This window comes from Ahrensia kielensis DSM 5890 (assembly GCF_000374465.1).
GTDB classification, from domain to species: Bacteria; Pseudomonadota; Alphaproteobacteria; order Rhizobiales; family Rhizobiaceae; genus Ahrensia; species Ahrensia kielensis.
The window spans coordinates 198,401-214,999 of sequence record NZ_KB894529.1 but is presented as its reverse complement, the minus strand read 5'-3'; the positions used below and the strand labels follow the sequence as shown (position 1 = coordinate 214,999).

Below are 16,599 nucleotides of genomic sequence, written 5' to 3'. Positions count from 1 at the left end.
CGCTTACGCCATTTTTTTATAGCTGTTCCCGCTTTGCAGTAAGTTGTGACGGCCAACATTTTTAATGTCTGTCTCACCGGCAAAACCCATTGTGCGGTCTAGCTCGTCTTTGATAATTTCCAAAGCTTTGGTGACACCTTGTTCGCCCATTGCGCCGAGACCATAAATAAAGGCACGTCCAATCATTGTGGATTTTGCACCAAGGGCAATGGCTTTGAAAACGTCTTGGCCAGAGCGAATGCCGGAATCCATATGGATTTCGATTTTATCGCCCACCGCGTCAACAATATCGGCAAGAACATCAATTGACGCTGCTGCACCATCAAGCTGACGGCCGCCATGGTTTGATACAGTGATAGCATCCGCGCCTGTTTTAGCCGCGATTTGGGCATCTTCAATATCGTTGATCCCCTTCAGGATGAGCTTGCCATCCCATTTGGATTTGATCCACTCAATAGATTCCCAGCTCAAAGAAGGGTCGAACTGCTTGGCTGTCCATTCAGACAAAGAGGTCATATTATCAACGCCAGGTGCGTGACCAACAATATTACCGAAAGTTCGGTTCTTCGTGCCGAGCATTTCCATGCTCCATTGTGGCTTGGTCATCAGATTTAGGATTGATTTGATCGTTGGCTTTGGCGGAGCCGAAAGGCCGTTGCGAATGTCTTTGTGACGTTGACCCAAGACTTGAAGGTCAAGTGTCAGCACAAGTGCATCGCATCCTGCAGCTTTTGCCCTTGCGATCATATCTTCGGTAAAACCGCGATCACGCATAACATAAAGCTGAAACCAAAATGGATTTGTTGTCGCCTTGGCAACCTCTTCAATAGAGCAAATTGACATTGTGGAAAGCGTAAACGGCACACCAAACTTTTCAGCAGCTTTAGCTGCTTTGATTTCTCCATCCGCATGCTGCATGCCGCATAGCCCGATAGGGGCCAGCGCAACAGGCATCGTGACATCGCGCCCAATCATCGTCGATTTCAATGAGCGGTTGTCGATATCTACAGCCACCCTTTGGCGCACTTTTATGCGTGAAAAGGCTTCTGTGTTATCGCGGTATGTGCCCTCTGTATAAGAACCGGAATCCGCATAATCATAAAACATGCGGGGTACACGAAACTCAGCGCGTTTGCGCAAATCTTCAATACAAGTAACCGGACCAAACATAGCAATCTCACTCCCAATCAATGTTTTTGATTAAAGGCATAGTGCATCGTAAGGCAAGGTCAGAAATTTGAAACTTTAGGAGGGAGCGCCCTTATAAGGCAAAATACAGTTTAGTTTTGAGTGATTGAGGAAACGCCATAACCATCATGGGAAACTTTGCCAGCCATAGCGTCTGCTGAATAAACAGATAGGCCCCAAAGTGCGGTTGCTGCGATCATAGCAATAGATAAGGTGATAGCACGCACGGCCATTAAACGCTCCTGAAATTAATAATTATTGGTTCTTTGTCAGCTTTCCGACGCAACCTGAGCGGCGTATAAAGTGTCCAAGCTCAAAAGCTACCAAAAGGTTACTGGAAGGTTAATTTGATGACGCTTCAGAACAGAGTGACACCTTTTGGCAACATAATTGCCGATAAGGCGCGTGGGTTATTCACAGGCAACCGTGGAATTATCCACAACCCTGATACACGCAGCCTGCTGCCATCACGGCGATGGACGTCCAAAGCCTGGATTATATGCCTGTGCAGTTTCAAAGAACGGCGCCGCGACGTTTTTGGCCGCAATGGAAAAAATGGTGGCACTGGTTGGTCAGAATTGTTTTTCTTGGATGAAGCAACAGCACTGGCAGCAGGCCATAGGCCTTGTTTTTATTGCCAGCGCGCGCGTGCCACCATGTTTCAAGCGGCTTTCTCCACCGGGCAAAGTGAAAGCAAGATGAGTGCCCCGCAAATGGACAAATTGCTACACGCAGAGCGCTTAAACGCTGGCAAGAAAAGATTGCACACGATCGCAAATGATTGGCGCTCTCTGCCGGATGGTACAATTGTTGGAAATCAAGACAGGGCATATCTCATATCAAATCAGACTTTGTTTCTGTGGAAGCCTGAAGGGTATCAGCACGACGATGATGCTCCTCAATATCTCATTACACCGCCATCAATAGTCGCAGCCTTAAGATCAGGCTATCAACCGGTCTTGCATGATAGTGCTTTGTCGCGCTAACGGTTTTGAATGCGTGCAAATTATAAAATCCAACGGTTATTTCTTGATGTTCCTTTAGGCCGAGCAGCGTCTTTCGCGCTCGACAAGCCTCAAGCCAATTATCTTGCCAATGTTTTGCGCATGAAAACGGGTGACAAGGTTCTTGTGTTTAATGGAAAAGACGGAGAATGGCTTTGCGAAGTTGAGGTCGAGAGCAAGCGAAATGTTTCGCTAATGTGCATAAACCAAGAGCGTGAGCAGCCGCAAAATTCTGATTTTACGTACTGTTTCGCGCCGCTAAAAGTTGGCCGCTTGGATTATATGGCGCAAAAAGCTGTCGAAATGGGCGCGAGCATGTTGCAGCCTGTTTTGACGCAGCACACACAAAACCACCGCCTCAATATTGATAAAATGAATGCAAATGCATTAGAGGCGGCCGAACAATGCGGAATCCTCAATATTCCGCAATGTGCCGAGCCGATTAAGTTTGAAAAGTTTCTGGATGATTGGGACGAAAGCTGCACACTGATTTTTTGTGATGAAGATGCGCAAACGAATAATCCAGTTGAAAAACTGCAAAGTCTTAAGGGCAATAAATTGGGCGTTCTGATCGGACCGGAGGGCGGTTTTTCAGACGAAGAGCGTGCAGCTTTGCGGGCAAAACCTTTTGTTGTTGCGATTCCTCTTGGGCCCCGCATATTGCGTGCTGATACCGCAGCAGTCGCCGCAATGGCCGTAATTCAAGCGGTTGCGGGCGATTGGTGAGAATAAAATTGACTACCGATCAACTTCTATTGAATGATCATTCATAAAAATTGGCTTGCCGCGTAAAGCACAATCGGGCAACGAGCATCAATCTTAATCAAACGGACAAGTGATATGGCCCGCGATACAACTGATGAAGCACCAATTAGCGGCGTAGAGGAAATGGCAGGCTATCTTGCCTCCGGCTGCAAGCCAAAGGAAGAATGGCGCATTGGCACCGAGCATGAGAAGTTTCCATTCTGCATGCAGGATCACACGCCAATTCCCTATGCAGGCGAGCGATCTATCGAAGCGCTTCTTAAAGGCATGCAAGCTGAGCTGAACTGGGAGCCAATCATCGATGAGGGCAATCTTATCGGCTTGTTTGAACCAAATGGTATGGGTGCAATATCTTTGGAGCCGGGCGGTCAGTTTGAGCTGTCGGGCGCGCCATTAGAAACCATCCATGAGACCTGCCGCGAGAGCAATCGCCACTTGGCGCAACTGCGCCAGATCGCTGATCCGCTCGGCATTAAGTTTCTGGGCTTGGGCGCAAGTCCTAAATGGACGCTGGATGAAACGCCGCGTATGCCAAAATCACGCTATGATATCATGCGCAATTATATGCCAAAGGTCGGCACGCAAGGCCTTGATATGATGCACCGCACATCGACAATTCAGGTTAATTTGGATTTCGATAGCGAAGCGGATATGCGCAAGAAAATGCAAATGTCTTATCGTTTGCAGCCGCTTGCAACCGTGTTGTTTGCAAACTCGCCGTTCACAGAAGGCAAGCCGAACGGATTACTGTCTTGGCGCGCCGATATCTGGCGTGACACCGATAATAATCGTTCCGGTGTTCTGCCTATGGTTTTCAACGATAATTTTGGCTTCATGGATTATGTCGAATGGGCATTGGATGTACCAATGTATTTCGTTCTTCGTAATGGCAAATATATTGATTGTACCCATGTGACGTTCCGTCAATTTATGAATGGAGCGCTTGAGGGTGAAATCCCTGATGCAAAGCCAAATAAAGGCGATTGGACAAACCACCTTTCGACCGTGTTCCCTGAAGTACGTCTTAAAAAGTTTATTGAGATGCGCGGCGCAGATGGTGGTCCGTGGCGGCGTATTTGTGCGCTACCTGCCTTCTGGGTTGGTTTGTGCTATGATGAAGCTGCGCTTGAAGCTGCTTGGCAACTCACAAAAGATTGGACGTTTGATGAGGTTGTGGAGCTTCGAAATGCAGTGCCAAAAGATGGCTTTAAAGCTAAAATCAAAGGCCAGTCCATGCACGAGCTTGCCAAAGAAGTTCTCGGTATTGCACGGCAAGGCCTGATCTCCCGCGCCAAACTCAATGATGACGGATTTGATGAGGCTCACTTCCTTGCACCGCTAGAAGAAGTTGCAGCGCGCGGCACAACATCTGCCGAACAGATGTTGCTGCAATACCAGTCGAACTGGGCTGGTAGCATAGAGCCAGCATTTCTCGAATATGCTTATTAAGAGGGGATTTTCAGCGTAACACCTAAGCTTACTTGGTGTTACGCATTTGCCTTCTTAATTTAGAGACTGTTTGCCAAGCGCCGACTTTTTCAGCCTCGCGTTTGCTCTCTTCAACAAATTCCATGTGCGCCGCCGCAGCTGCTGCTGCCGCATCCGGATTTGCGTCCATTATTGCTTCGTAAATTGCGCGATGCTGTTTGAGCAGAAGCGATCTTGCGCCCGGTGCGCGGTAAACCAAAGAACGTGAGAAGAACGTGCCATTTGTCAAAAGCCGGTAACAGGATCGCAGCGTATGCAGTAAGATCAAATTATGGGCTGCTTCACAAATCGCTTGGTGAAATTCGACGTCAATCGCAGCCTCTTCTTGAAAGTCTTCTTTCTTGTGCGCTTCTTCCATGCGCATGATGATCTCTGTTAAAAGAGCACGGTCATCATCCGTTGCGCGGCGAGCAGCGTAAGAAGCAGCAATCGCCTCTACTTCGCGTCGATATTCCAGATAATCCGATGTTGCCTTTGGGTGATCTGCAATGAGATCCAGCATTGTTTTGGAAAAAACATCACCAATGACATCGGCAACAAAAGTGCCGCCACCATGGCGTGTCACCAATAATTCGCGCGCTTCCAATTCTTTGAGTGCCTCGCGCAAAATAGGCCGTGAAATGCCGAGCTGTTCAGACAGATCGCGTTCGCCCGGTAGCTTATCACCAACGCGAAGGACGCCTTCTAAAATTAGGGTCTCTATCTGTGCGCACACTTCATCTGCTGTGCGCGCATGATTGATCTGTGAAAAAATAGCTGTGCCCATTCAATCCTCCAATTTTGATCATATGAGGCATGTGCCGACTGGTCAATAATTATAGCCAATTTGAACAGGAGTTACGTGCGCTTATGTAGCAGCCTTGCTTATTTCCAAAAAGCAGACACCATATTAAAATCGCTCAAGATGGTGGCTTGTCAGATGGGCCATAATAGCGTTTGGGGGCAACGTGTATAAAAAAGATATCGGTGCTGTTGATCAAACCGAAGCTGCGCCGCGCGGTGTCTTCGGATTTCCGCTTCATGCAGAAAGAGCCGTTGCGCTTGGCGAAGTTCATGCTCGGCCAGCGCCGATTATTTCCTCACCGCGAACACTGATCAAATTGTGCTTCGTCACAGATGGCGGGGCTACCGTTGATCAGGCCGTTCTTGCAGAGCTTTCCCGTCAAAACGGAATTTCTCCCCCTGTTGAAGGTGCACGACATCACCGAATTGAAATGGGAAAGAGCAGCATTTGGTGGGAACGCCATACAGAAGCCTCCACCTATCTTTGGGAAGGCCCAGCTGCCAGTAGTTTTGATACGCTGCCGCAAGGCCACCCTTTTGGCGATGCTTTTCCTGCGCCCGGTTCACTGATCTCTGCTGTACGTATTGATATTATAAATTGGAGCGAAGAGGCCGAAGAAAAGGCGCTGAATAATTTTGACCGGCGAACTCTATGTGCATCGGTTACACGTAACGGCCTTGGTATTATTGCAACAGATTTTCGGCAGGATCAGGCTGGGCTAACGCGCTTTGTTGTCTTGGATAAAGGCATGGCGCCCCAGCGGCTCGGCGCGCTTTCGCAGCGGCTGTTTGATATCGAAATATACCGTACATTGGCCATGCTTGGGTTGCCGCTTGCACAGCGACTTTCTCCAAGAATGCGCAAAGCCGAAGACCGTCTGGCGGAATTGACCCACCGAATGCGAAATTTGGAGCCGTCGAATTCCGAAGAATTGCTCAACGAAATGACGAGCCTTGCAGCTGAGCTTGAAGCGGATGCTGCATCCAGTCTTTATCGTTTTGGTGCCAGCCGTGCCTATGACAATATTGTTCAAGACAGGTTAGAGGAGCTTGAACGTGAACCTCTTTTGGGGTGTGACACGCTAAAGTTTTTCCTAGAACGCCGTCTTGCACCTGCTATGCGCACATGCCGTGCCATTGAAGAACGCCAAGCCAACCTATCGCGCAAACTGGCACGTACAGCAACATTGTTGCGCACGCGCATTGATGTTGAAGTTGAAAAGCAAAACCGTGATCTGCTGCAATCTATGGCCAATCGCGCCAAGCTACAATTGCGCCTGCAGCAAACGGTTGAAGGTCTTTCTGTTGCTGCGGTTTCTTATTATGTCGTTGGGCTTTTTGCCTATCTGGCAAAGGGTTTGGGCATGTCGCTTCCCGGTATTTCAGATGCAACACTGGTAGCGCTTTTTGTGCCGATTGCCGTGCTAGGCATGTGGTTTGTCGTGCGCCGAATACGCGCTAAACATTCTGATACTGATATGTAAGGTGGCAACGCTTAGCGCTTGCGCTTTAGTCTTCTTTTTTTAGTTTCGGTGTTTCTGGCGTGTTTAAACCTGCTTCCCAATAGGGAACACCGCCAAATATTTGCGCGAGATAATCAATGAAAACGCGCACTTTCGCTGGCAAAAACTGACGCGATGGATAGATCGCGTAAATGCCGACATTCGATTTGCTTTCATATTCAGGTAAAATCTGCACAAGCTTTCCGTCGGCAAGTTCCTGTCCGATATCCCACGTGGAACGAAGCGCAATTCCAAGTCCTGCCAGAACAGCTTCGCGCACCACCTCAGAAGAATTGGTGCTTATATTACCGGTCGGGCGAACACTGACATCACCTTCCGGGCCCGCCATACGCCAAGTGTCTGAAACCTGATGTGTAAGGCAGTTGTGATGCGCTAGCTCTTCGAGCGTTTTTGGAGTGCTGTTTTCAGTTAAATATTCTGGTGTCGCACAGAGTATTCTGCGCACGGATGCAAGCTTACGCGCAACAAGGCTGGAATCTTCAAGCTCTGCAATACGGATCGCGACATCAAATCCCTCGCCAACAATATCAACAAGGTCATCAGATAAAAGCAGGTTGAGATTTAAGTCATCATTGTTTTTCATGAAGTCGCCGAGATTCGGCGCGATATGCATTCGCCCAAATGATGTCGGTGCAGAAACTTTCAAAGTGCCGCGCGCGATGGCAGATCGGCGTGCGACAAACGCTTCTGCCTCTTCGATACCCGCAAGGATAGCAACAACACGTTCGTAAAAACCTTGGCCTGCTTCTGTGAGTGCGATTTGCCGTGTTGTACGTTGTAGCAGCCTTGTACCTAGTCGATCTTCTAAGCGGCGAAGGCGTTTTGAAACGACCGCTGGTGACAATCCTAGTTCGCGCCCTGCCGCAGACATACTGCCTGCGCCGACGACGCGGGCAAAAATTTCTAGATCTCCGAAATTACTCATTATATTGGCTAACCATTGTTCTTAAACTATTTGTTTTGCCGCTCGTTCATTCATTCATACCGTATAGTATCAACCAAAATGGGGCAGGCTACACAAAAGTCCATAGCCATTAATAACAGTGTTTCGCCATTTCGTTGAAACTGTTTCGCCTGCCGTGCGCTTGACTCTAATTGGTAATTATAATTTACCAATTGAAGGCTGTTAGTGTTTCATTTGAATTGGAGGGGTGAAATGACGACGATTGAGTTTCTGAAACCCGATGCAAATATCACCGGCCGTCGCAATGCCATCGTGGAAGGATTGTATAATCTTCTACCTGATGAGTGCGTTATCTCAGATGAGCGTGAGTTAGTGCCATTTGAAACTGATGCTTTTACAGCATATCGCCGCCTGCCTTTAGCGGTTGTGTTGCCATACACGACCCAGCAAGTGGCGGATGTTCTAAAATATTGCTCAACCAATAAAATTCCGGTTGTACCTCGCGGGGCAGGCACGTCATTGGCTGGCGGCGCGATACCGCAGGAAGATGCGGTGGTCATAGGTGTTTCACGTATGACCCGAATGATCGATGTTGATTACGATAACCGAACTGCCGTTGTCGAAGCAGGCGTAACAAATCTGTCCATTTCCGAAGCTGTCTCAAAAGATGGTTTTTTCTATGCGCCTGATCCATCATCGCAGCTTGCTTGCACGATTGGCGGCAATATCGGTATGAATTCCGGTGGTGCGCATTGCCTTAAATATGGCGTTACAACCAACAATCTGGTCGGTGTAAAACTTGTCATGTTTGACGGCACAATCGTTGATATTGGCGGGCAAGCGCTTGATGCACCAGGTTATGACCTACTTGGCTTGCTGTGCGGTTCTGAAGGGCAGCTTGGCATTGTTACCGAAGCAACGGTGCGGTTGATCGCCAAGCCAGAAGGCGCGCGCCCTGTGCTGTTTGGATTTGATGATGCAGAGGTTGCAGGCGCTTGTGTCACAGACATTATTGGCAGCGGTATAATACCTGTCGCAATCGAGTTCATGGACAAGCCGGCAATCGATATTTGTGAATCTTTTGCGGGCGCAGGCTATCCAATGGATGTCGAGGCATTGCTAATCATCGAAGTCGAAGGCTCCGACGAAGAGATGGACGCAATGCTGAAAAAGATCATTAAAATTGCGCAAAAACATAACGTAAAGAATATCAAAGAAAGCCAGTCTGCAACAGAAGCAGCGCAAATCTGGAAAGGTCGAAAATCTGCCTTCGGCGCGACCGGACGTATCGCTGATTATATCTGTATGGATGGCACCGTGCCGCTTGGAAAACTGTCCTATGTCTTGCGGGAAACCTACAAGATAATTGAGCAATATGGCTTGCGCGTCGCCAATGTTTTTCATGCTGGTGACGGCAATATGCATCCGCTGATTTTGCACAATGCCAATGATCCCAAGGAAGCGCAGGCAGCTGAAGACGCTGGTATGGATATTTTGCGTCTATGCGTCGATGTTGGTGGTTGCCTGACAGGAGAACATGGCGTCGGCATCGAAAAACGAGACTTGATGCTGCACCAGTTCGCAGAAATAGATCTAAACCAACAGATGCGGGTACGCGCAGCATTTGATCCTGATTGGATTTTGAACCCATCCAAGGTGTTCCCGCTCACCCTCTCACAACGCAAGGCTATATGAGATGGCGTTGAAAATTTTAAAACCAGCAGATGAGCTCGAAGCTGCCCAGCTAATCACGAATGCACGCAGTGAAGGCACGCGTCTGGAGATCAGAGGCAACGGCACGAAACGTGATATCGGCAATGCTGTGAGCGCTGACAAAATCATTTCCGCATCGGCAATGAGCGGAATAACGCAATATGATCCCGCCGAACTGGTGATGGTTGCCAAGGCAGGAACTTTGTTGTCTGAAATCGACAAAGCGCTTGCAAAAAACAAACAGATGCATGTTTTTGAACCGGCAAATTACGGCAAACTGTTCGGCACCAATGGCAAGCAAACAATCGGCGGTATTGCTGCAAGCAACATGTCAGGTCCGCGCCGCTATGTGGCAGGCGCTGCACGTGACAGTCTGCTCGGTGTACGGTTTGTCAATGGCTCTGGTGAAATCATCAAAAATGGCGGTCAGGTGATGAAGAACGTCACGGGCCTCGATCTTGTCAAACTGATGGGCGGCTCATGGGGGACGCTTGGCTTTTTAACCGAGGTTTCTTTCAAAGTATTGCCGCGCCCTGAAACACAAATCACATTGGCAATTCACAATGTTTCTGATGCGGAAGGTGCGCAGCTTATGGCTACGGCAATGGCAACAAGCGCAGATGTTACAGGTGCTTCGCATGCGCCAGCAGACATTGCATCACAGCTTATGAATGCGCCCGTAAAAGGCGGGATTACTTTTATGCGGCTTGAGGGGTTGAAAGAAACCATTGGCGTTCGCTGTGATCGCGTTATCGCAAGTCTGCCCAAAGGGTTAAATATTCAAGAAATTGATGCTCGCGCATCGTTGGCCTTATGGAAAATGATCCGCGATGTTTTACCTTTTGCAGATCAAGACCAGCGCCCTGTTTGGCGTATTTCCGTTGCACCGATGAGCGGTTATAAAGTCGCCGCAGCTATTTTAAACAAGCTTGAGGGGCAAGTGTTTTATGACTGGCAAGGCGGGCTCGTCTGGCTAAGATTAGACGATGTGTCGAACGCCAATGCCCAGATCGTCAGGAACATAGTTAAAGATCATGGTGGCTATGCAACTTTGATCCGTGCATCTGAGCCGGTCCGTGCTTCGACGGCCGTATTCCAGCCTGAGATTGCACCTTTGGCGGCACTCTCTGAGCGCATTAAGATGGCAATGGACCCGAGTGGTCTTTTCAATGTCGGGCGCATGTCACCAGATGTATAAAATAACATTGCTTGAGCGTAGATTAAAACTGCGGTTTACTTCGGCCACATCCATCAATGTGAGAAGGAAAACATCATGAATGATGACCAAAACCGCCAACCAATAGCGACTGACGATTGGCTTGGCGCTGGGCCTAAAAACGCGCAGCTTATCTATATTCTATTTCTAGCATCTTTTCTGCTTAGCGGCATTCCTGCCATCATCGGCTTGGTGATGGCTTATATGAACCGAGGCAAAGCCGGCGGCTTCACCGAGACGCATTACACATGGCTCATCCGCACATTTTGGATTGGCCTTCTTTATAGCTTGATCGCCGCAATTTTGATCTTTGTTATGATTGGAATGTTTGTTGCAATCGCCGTTGCTATTTGGGCTGTTATTCGCGTTGTCAAAGGCCTTATGGCACTTGGCAGGAATGAACCGATCCCAGACCCGCAAAGTTGGTGGATTTAATAATATTGGATATGTGGCATGCAAACTAATTTCACATCTGAGCAGCTTGAAGATCCGGGCGTTGCACTATCGGAAAAAATCTTACGCTCTTGTGTGCATTGCGGTTTTTGCACGGCCACATGTCCAACCTATGTGACGCTTGGCAATGAGCTAGATAGTCCGCGTGGTCGTATTTATCTCATCAAGGATATGTTGGAAAATAACCGTTCTGCAGATGAAAAAACGGTGACGCATATTGATCGCTGCTTGTCATGCCTTGCTTGCATGACAACATGCCCGTCGGGTGTGAACTATATGCATCTGGTTGATAATGCGCGGGTTCATATTGAAAAAACCTACAAGCGCCCATTTTTCAACAGGCTGACAAGGAACGTGCTGGCAGCCGTGTTGCCATATCCAAATCGCTTTAAGGCGTCGCTTTATTTGGCACGATTGGGGCGGCCATTTGCGCCGCTTTTAAAAGCCATTCCGCCGCTTAAGAGCTTTGGTGCAATGCTGGAACTTGCGCCGAATAAAATTGCTTCGCCTTCTGCCTTTGCATTGCCTGCGACACACGCACCTGAAGAGGAAAAGCGCGGCCGCGTTGCTATTCTTAGCGGCTGCGCCCAACCCATCCTCAAACCTGGAATCAATGAGGCAACAATCAAACTGCTTAACCGTATTGGCGTAGAGGTTATTGTGCCAGAAGGTGAGGGCTGCTGCGGTGCGCTGGTCCATCACATGGGGCGTGAAGAACAAGCATTGGGTGATGCGCGGCGCAATGTCGATGTTTGGACTCGTGAGGTCGAACATGGCGGATTAGATGCCATAATTATCACAGCCTCTGGGTGCGGAACCACGATCAAAGATTACGGTCATATGCTTCGGCTCGATCCCGATTATGCTGACAAAGCCAAGCGCGTATCTGCGTTAGCAATGGACATTATCGAATATTTGGCATCCATCGAAATGCCCGAACCAACCATCAAGCCTAATCTTGTTGTTGCGTATCATTCGGCTTGCTCCATGCAACATGGACAAAAAATCACCGAAGCACCTAAAACCTTGCTGAAGGCTGCTGGATTTGAAGTGCGCAATCCTGCGGAGGGACATTTGTGCTGCGGCTCGGCAGGCACATATAACATCATGCAGCCTGAAATTTCTGCGCAGTTAAAAGCGCGCAAAGTGAAGAATATTGAGGCGACAAACGCAGATATCATTGCGACCGGAAATATTGGCTGTATCACTCAAATTTCTACGGCCACGAACATACCGCTTCTTCATACAATCGAGCTCTTAAATTGGGCATATGGCGGGGACAAACCTTCTGAAGCACCTGACCCTAAGCCTGTTCAAAACATGTCTGAGCAACGCACAAGCCTATCTGATTTGGTCGCGCAAGCTTCAATGTAGAGTTTTAATTTAATCTCAAAATGAAGCCGCCGCCTGACCTCTTTTGAGATCAAGCGGCGGCTTCTGCCTTCGCCCCCGAAGAACAAATGGCGCTTAGCTACTGAACAATAACTTTAGCGCCGACACTGGCACGATTATAAAGATCGGTAACGTCTTCATTGCGCATGCGAATACAGCCCGATGATACAGCACCGCCAATTGTCCAAGGCGCATTGGTGCCATGAATTCGGTAAAGTGTTGATCCAAGATAAAGTGCACGTGCACCGAGTGGATTAGACGGACCGCCCTCCATAAAGGCAGGTAGGAATTTACCTTTTTTCTTTTCACGCGCGATCATTTCCGCAGGTGGTGTCCACGATGGCCATTCACGTTTACGCGTAATACGCTCTGTGCCTGTCCATGAAAAACCTTGTTTGCCAACACCAACCCCATAGCGCATGGCTTTGCCGCCTGCCTCTACGAAATAGAGAAAACGGTCGCGTGTAGAAATAATGATCGTACCAGGCTTTTCACCGCCATTATAATTGACCTGCTGCGGCAGATACATCGGATCAATGCCCTTAACGGGCGGTTTCGGCGGATTAAGCGCGGCAACACGCTGCTGAACTCTTGGCTGGTAGCGTTGTTTAACCTGCTTTTTGCGCGTGACGATAACGCGCTTAGTGCGCTGTGGTGCAGTCGCGCGAATAACGGTATTTGGCTTGAGTTGTAAAACCCATGGACTTGCCAAATCAGGGCTTAGCGTTAGCGGCGGCGGTGTAGCATAGCGCTCACCAGCGTGGGCAGGCATCGTCGCAAATGCAACGGCAACTGCCGATAGTTGTAAAAATCTCTTCATCAAGCATACTCTCAACATTTTGCCCGATATCCGCTGACATAAGACGTCAGCAGACTTCTGGTGTGAACATGACTCAAAGCAAAGACTCAATTATGAATCAAAATAAATAAAATGCGATTCTTGGCTGAAAGCTTTCAGCAAGGTTACTAGCGTGTTGCCGTAAATGGTGAATCAAAACTGAATAGGACCTATATATGAACGATGGATTGGTTGAACGGCCAGATGGCAAGCAAAGCTGCTGGTGGCATGGCGATTTGGATGAATATCGCATTTATCACGATACTGAATGGGGCCGGCCGGTAATTGATGATACGCGCCTGTTTGAAAAGGTGTGCTTAGAAGGGTTCCAGTCGGGGCTTTCATGGCTGACAATTTTGCGCAAACGCGAAGGGTTTCGCGCAGCGTTTGCAGGTTTTGACATCGACAAGGTTGCAGCTTTTACCGACGCCGACATAGAGCGCTGCGTTAATGATGCGAGCATTGTGCGCCACCGCGGCAAAATTAAATCAACCATCAATAACGCGCAGCGGGCACAAGAATTGCAAAAAGAGTTTGGCTCTTTGGCTGCTTATTTTTGGGCGTTTGAACCATCCGGCCAAGACCGCCCAGCTAAAGTAACGAAGGATGCTATTCCAGGCTTTACTGATATTTCGGCCAAGATTTCCAAGGATCTAAAAAAGCGCGGCTGGTCGTTTGTGGGGCCAACAACAATCTATGCTTTCATGCAGGCAATGGGGCTTGTGAATGACCATTTAGAGGGATGTTGCTGCCGTCAAGAAATCGAGGAAATCCGCAATGACTTCATACGGCCTATATGAAGAATTACGCGCACTTATTTTTGAGGTTGCAGCTCAAAACGACAATATCGGACCGCTCGAAGAAAGTTTAAAATGGGGCCAGCCGAGCTTCACACCAAAGCGCAAAAATACGGGTAGTTCGGTTCGTTTGTCGAACCAAGATGATGGAACCGTTGGCATGTTCTTCATATGCACCACCAAGCTGGTCGATCGCTTCAAAGAGCTTTATCCGAGCGCCTTTGATTATCGTGGTAGCCGCGCTTTGATGTTTGTCGCAGGGCAGGATTATGACCGCGAAGCGCTTAAGCACTGCATCGGCATGGCGCTGACTTATAAGCTGAAAAAATAACAATCATACGCGTTTGGTTTTGCTGATGATCGCAAGTGCAACGCCGCCCAATATAAAGACGGAACCGAGAACGAAGCGTAACGTAAATGGCTCGCCGCTCCAGATAAGACCGCCAAGACCAGCGATGACGGGCACGGTGAGTTGTACGATACTGCCTTGCATGGCTGATAATTGCGGCAATACGCGATACCAAATCGCATAGCCAATACCCGATGTGATGGCGCCGGAGGCAATGCCGAGCAATATGCCATATGTGCTGGCATTGTTTTGAGAAAAACAGATCGCGGAAACGGCAATTGCCATGGGTACGGCCAAAATGAAGTTTCCAGCCGTTGCTTTGAGCGGGTCTGTTGCGCCGCGCCCACGCAAAGAATATGCGCCCCATGCGATGCCGGAAAGCGCCATCAAAAATGCGCTGAACGGGTCCGGTGCTTCAAGTCCGGGCGAAACCAGCCAGACAAATGCGCTAAAAGCAATAATCAATCCAGCCCATTCAGGCACGATTGGTCTGTCGCCCTTAAAAACGCTCCAACCGATCATCGTTGCTTGAACAAGCGCAAACAAAATCAGTGCGCCCACACCAGTATCCAGCCCGATATAGGCAAATGAAAGCGTTACCGCATAAGCAAAAAGCCAAAAGGCAGAGTGCCAATTTCCGCCGCCGATAAGGCCGCGAATAGATGTTTGTTTTCGCGTAAGCAGTAGCAAAGCAAGCATTGCCGCACCGCTTATCAGGCGAACAGTGGTAAAGCTGGCAGGGTCAATGGTTGGTCCGAGCAGGGCTGCCCGTGCCAAAACAGAGTTTGCAGCAAAAGCGGTCATAACAAGGGCGGTGATGAGAAAAAGAAGCACGGCGATAGTCCAGTTAAAACGCACTGCTAACATGTGTGTCATGAAACCAAAGTGACAATTTGGTGATAATATCCGCCAATAAATTTGCCAGATGCAAAAAATGCGATAGATTGGAATTAAGGGACGCTTAACCTTAACAGGGAGCATGATAATGAATATCAGTAAATTCTTGGCTGCGGCCGCAATTTCAATTGCTGCAAGCTGCGGCTTTTCAACATCGGCAAGTGCGGCACCAATCGCAATTGCGCCGATTGCATCACCAGCAGATGGCTTGGTTCAAAAAGTCGGTTCAGAACGCCGCCGTGGGTTTTATCGCCATAGAGGCCATGCCTTTTACAATGGTCACCGCGGTTACCGCCATCACAGGCGTGGCTACCGTCGTCATAACGGATACTATTTTCCGCATGGCGCATTTTCAGTAACGATCCACGTTGCACCGCGCCGTCATGTCGAGCCAAGACGCGTTATTCGCCGTGCACCAGCGCGTCCGCGCATTATAAATGTTGGCACATTGCATGTGAATTGGTGCCAATCGAAATATCGCTCTTACCGCGCATCGGATAATTCGTTCCAGCCATATCATGGTGGACGCAAACGCTGCCGTTCGCCTTACGCAAGATAAGATTGCGGACCGGCCGCTATTCAGTTTTAGTGGGCCGGTTCCATTCTTCTTCGAAGATCAAATCTTTGAGTTCCAAGCGTTGTCGCCATCCTTTGGCGGCAAGCTCCGGTTCTGTGTATAATTCGTCCACATATCCGATGCATAAATAGGCGATAATTTCGATCTCATCGGGGATTTGAAAAAGCTTCCGCATGTCGCTCTCATTAAATATGCTGACCCACCCAACACCAACGCCCTCTGCACGTGCTGCAAGCCACAGATTTTGCACAGCGCAAACCGTGCTGTATAAATCCATCTGCTGATTATGTGTGCGTCCAAGCACAACTTTGCCGCCGCGACTGCGATCACATGTCACGATAAGATTGATAGGCGCTTTGCGAATGCCTTCCAGTTTTAACGATTGATAAGTCGCCTTGCGCTCACCTGAAAACATGTCGGCGGCTTCATCATTGGCCTTGCTGAAAACGCTCCATGCTTGCTCGCGCTTTTTAGCATCGCGCACGACAATAAAATTCCACGGCTGCATGAACCCAACCGAAGGTGCGTTATGGGCAGCCTGTAAAAGCCGTAGCAAAACATCATCGGGAATAGGTGTTGGCAAAAATTGATCGCGCACATCGCGCCGTTCATTAATCGCACGATACACCGCACCTCGTTCTTGATTGGAAAACGGACGGGCAGGGGCCAGCGCAGGGCGCGGAAGTTTATTCAGCATTATTTGCTCCCAACA

At 48.9% G+C, this 16,599-nt stretch carries 18 protein-coding genes; 11 read left to right on the top strand and 7 right to left on the bottom strand.

The genetic code is table 11. The annotated features are described in order from the left end of the window. Positions 1-3: 3 nt before the first annotated feature. Both C504_RS0107210 and C504_RS18735 read right to left on the bottom strand, forming a co-directional pair. The gene (locus tag C504_RS0107210) at positions 4-1,170 is read right to left on the bottom strand and encodes an alpha-hydroxy acid oxidase (protein ID WP_018688652.1); all 1,167 of its coding nucleotides are present in this window, start codon (positions 1,168-1,170) and stop codon (positions 4-6) included. A gap of 110 nt (positions 1,171-1,280) precedes the next feature. Then, positions 1,281-1,421 carry a hypothetical protein gene (locus tag C504_RS18735; protein WP_018688651.1) on the bottom strand — a complete coding sequence of 47 codons (141 nt, stop codon included), beginning with the start codon at positions 1,419-1,421 and terminating at the stop codon, positions 1,281-1,283. Positions 1,422-1,538: 117 nt separating this feature from the next. On the opposite strand from C504_RS18735, the gene C504_RS0107200 reads away from it, so the two are divergent. The 3 genes from C504_RS0107200 to C504_RS0107190 all read left to right on the top strand — a co-directional run bounded on the left by C504_RS0107200 (position 1,539) and on the right by C504_RS0107190 (position 4,406). Continuing rightward, on the top strand, positions 1,539-2,174 hold the full coding sequence (locus tag C504_RS0107200) for a hypothetical protein (RefSeq protein ID WP_018688650.1): 636 nt from the start codon (positions 1,539-1,541) through the stop codon (positions 2,172-2,174). 9 nt (positions 2,175-2,183) lie between these two features. Continuing rightward, the gene (locus C504_RS0107195) at positions 2,184-2,918 is read left to right on the top strand and encodes a 16S rRNA (uracil(1498)-N(3))-methyltransferase (protein WP_018688649.1); all 735 of its coding nucleotides are present in this window, start codon (positions 2,184-2,186) and stop codon (positions 2,916-2,918) included. A 114-nt stretch (positions 2,919-3,032) separates the two neighbouring features. After that, positions 3,033-4,406 carry a glutamate--cysteine ligase gene (locus C504_RS0107190; RefSeq protein ID WP_018688648.1) on the top strand — a complete coding sequence of 458 codons (1,374 nt, stop codon included), beginning with the start codon at positions 3,033-3,035 and terminating at the stop codon, positions 4,404-4,406. A gap of 28 nt (positions 4,407-4,434) precedes the next feature. Here C504_RS0107190 and C504_RS0107185 read toward each other — a convergent pair whose 3' ends face one another. Then, positions 4,435-5,211, bottom strand: a complete 777-nt coding sequence (locus tag C504_RS0107185; RefSeq protein WP_018688647.1) for a FadR/GntR family transcriptional regulator — start codon at positions 5,209-5,211, stop codon at positions 4,435-4,437. A gap of 181 nt (positions 5,212-5,392) precedes the next feature. Between C504_RS0107185 and C504_RS0107180 the strand changes: the two genes are divergently transcribed. Next, positions 5,393-6,712 (top strand): DUF3422 family protein, encoded by a 1,320-nt coding sequence (locus C504_RS0107180; RefSeq protein WP_018688646.1) that lies wholly within the window; start codon positions 5,393-5,395, stop codon positions 6,710-6,712. A 25-nt stretch (positions 6,713-6,737) separates the two neighbouring features. On the opposite strand, the gene C504_RS17395 is transcribed toward C504_RS0107180, so the two are convergent. Further along, complete coding sequence (locus C504_RS17395) at positions 6,738-7,676, bottom strand: LysR family transcriptional regulator (RefSeq protein WP_018688645.1); 939 nt, start codon at positions 7,674-7,676, stop codon at positions 6,738-6,740. 231 nt (positions 7,677-7,907) lie between these two features. Between C504_RS17395 and C504_RS0107170 the strand changes: the two genes are divergently transcribed. The 4 genes from C504_RS0107170 to glcF all read left to right on the top strand — a co-directional run bounded on the left by C504_RS0107170 (position 7,908) and on the right by glcF (position 12,411). Next, on the top strand, positions 7,908-9,350 hold the full coding sequence (locus tag C504_RS0107170) for an FAD-binding oxidoreductase (protein WP_018688644.1): 1,443 nt from the start codon (positions 7,908-7,910) through the stop codon (positions 9,348-9,350). Positions 9,351-9,357: 7 nt separating this feature from the next. After that, positions 9,358-10,566, top strand: a complete 1,209-nt coding sequence (gene glcE, locus C504_RS0107165; RefSeq protein ID WP_018688643.1) for a glycolate oxidase subunit GlcE — start codon at positions 9,358-9,360, stop codon at positions 10,564-10,566. Positions 10,567-10,641: 75 nt separating this feature from the next. Further along, the gene (locus C504_RS0107160) at positions 10,642-11,019 is read left to right on the top strand and encodes a DUF4870 family protein (protein ID WP_018688642.1); all 378 of its coding nucleotides are present in this window, start codon (positions 10,642-10,644) and stop codon (positions 11,017-11,019) included. Between the two features lie 18 nt (positions 11,020-11,037). Further along, a complete protein-coding gene (glcF, locus tag C504_RS0107155) occupies positions 11,038-12,411 on the top strand; it encodes a glycolate oxidase subunit GlcF (RefSeq protein ID WP_018688641.1) in 1,374 nt (457 codons plus the stop codon). Between the two features lie 97 nt (positions 12,412-12,508). Here glcF and C504_RS0107150 read toward each other — a convergent pair whose 3' ends face one another. Then, positions 12,509-13,249: a L,D-transpeptidase gene (locus C504_RS0107150; protein WP_018688640.1), complete on the bottom strand. Its 741-nt coding sequence runs from the start codon at positions 13,247-13,249 to the stop codon at positions 12,509-12,511. 194 nt (positions 13,250-13,443) lie between these two features. Here C504_RS0107150 and C504_RS0107145 point away from each other — a divergent pair, with 194 nt between their 5' ends. Next, positions 13,444-14,067, top strand: coding sequence for a DNA-3-methyladenine glycosylase I (locus C504_RS0107145; RefSeq protein WP_018688639.1), 624 nt, complete (start codon positions 13,444-13,446; stop codon positions 14,065-14,067). Continuing rightward, positions 14,045-14,395 (top strand): DUF1801 domain-containing protein, encoded by a 351-nt coding sequence (locus C504_RS0107140; RefSeq protein WP_018688638.1) that lies wholly within the window; start codon positions 14,045-14,047, stop codon positions 14,393-14,395. Before C504_RS0107145 ends, C504_RS0107140 begins: the two co-directional genes overlap by 23 nt. Positions 14,396-14,398: 3 nt before the next feature. Here the strand turns inward: C504_RS0107140 and C504_RS0107135 are convergent, their stop codons facing one another. Continuing rightward, positions 14,399-15,280 (bottom strand): DMT family transporter, encoded by an 882-nt coding sequence (locus tag C504_RS0107135; RefSeq protein WP_169385091.1) that lies wholly within the window; start codon positions 15,278-15,280, stop codon positions 14,399-14,401. 118 nt (positions 15,281-15,398) lie between these two features. Between C504_RS0107135 and C504_RS0107130 the strand changes: the two genes are divergently transcribed. Further along, the gene (locus C504_RS0107130) at positions 15,399-15,869 is read left to right on the top strand and encodes a BA14K family protein (protein WP_018688636.1); all 471 of its coding nucleotides are present in this window, start codon (positions 15,399-15,401) and stop codon (positions 15,867-15,869) included. Between the two features lie 16 nt (positions 15,870-15,885). Here the strand turns inward: C504_RS0107130 and bluB are convergent, their stop codons facing one another. Continuing rightward, on the bottom strand, positions 15,886-16,584 hold the full coding sequence (gene bluB, locus C504_RS0107125; protein WP_018688635.1) for a 5,6-dimethylbenzimidazole synthase: 699 nt from the start codon (positions 16,582-16,584) through the stop codon (positions 15,886-15,888). Positions 16,585-16,599 lie beyond the last annotated feature (15 nt).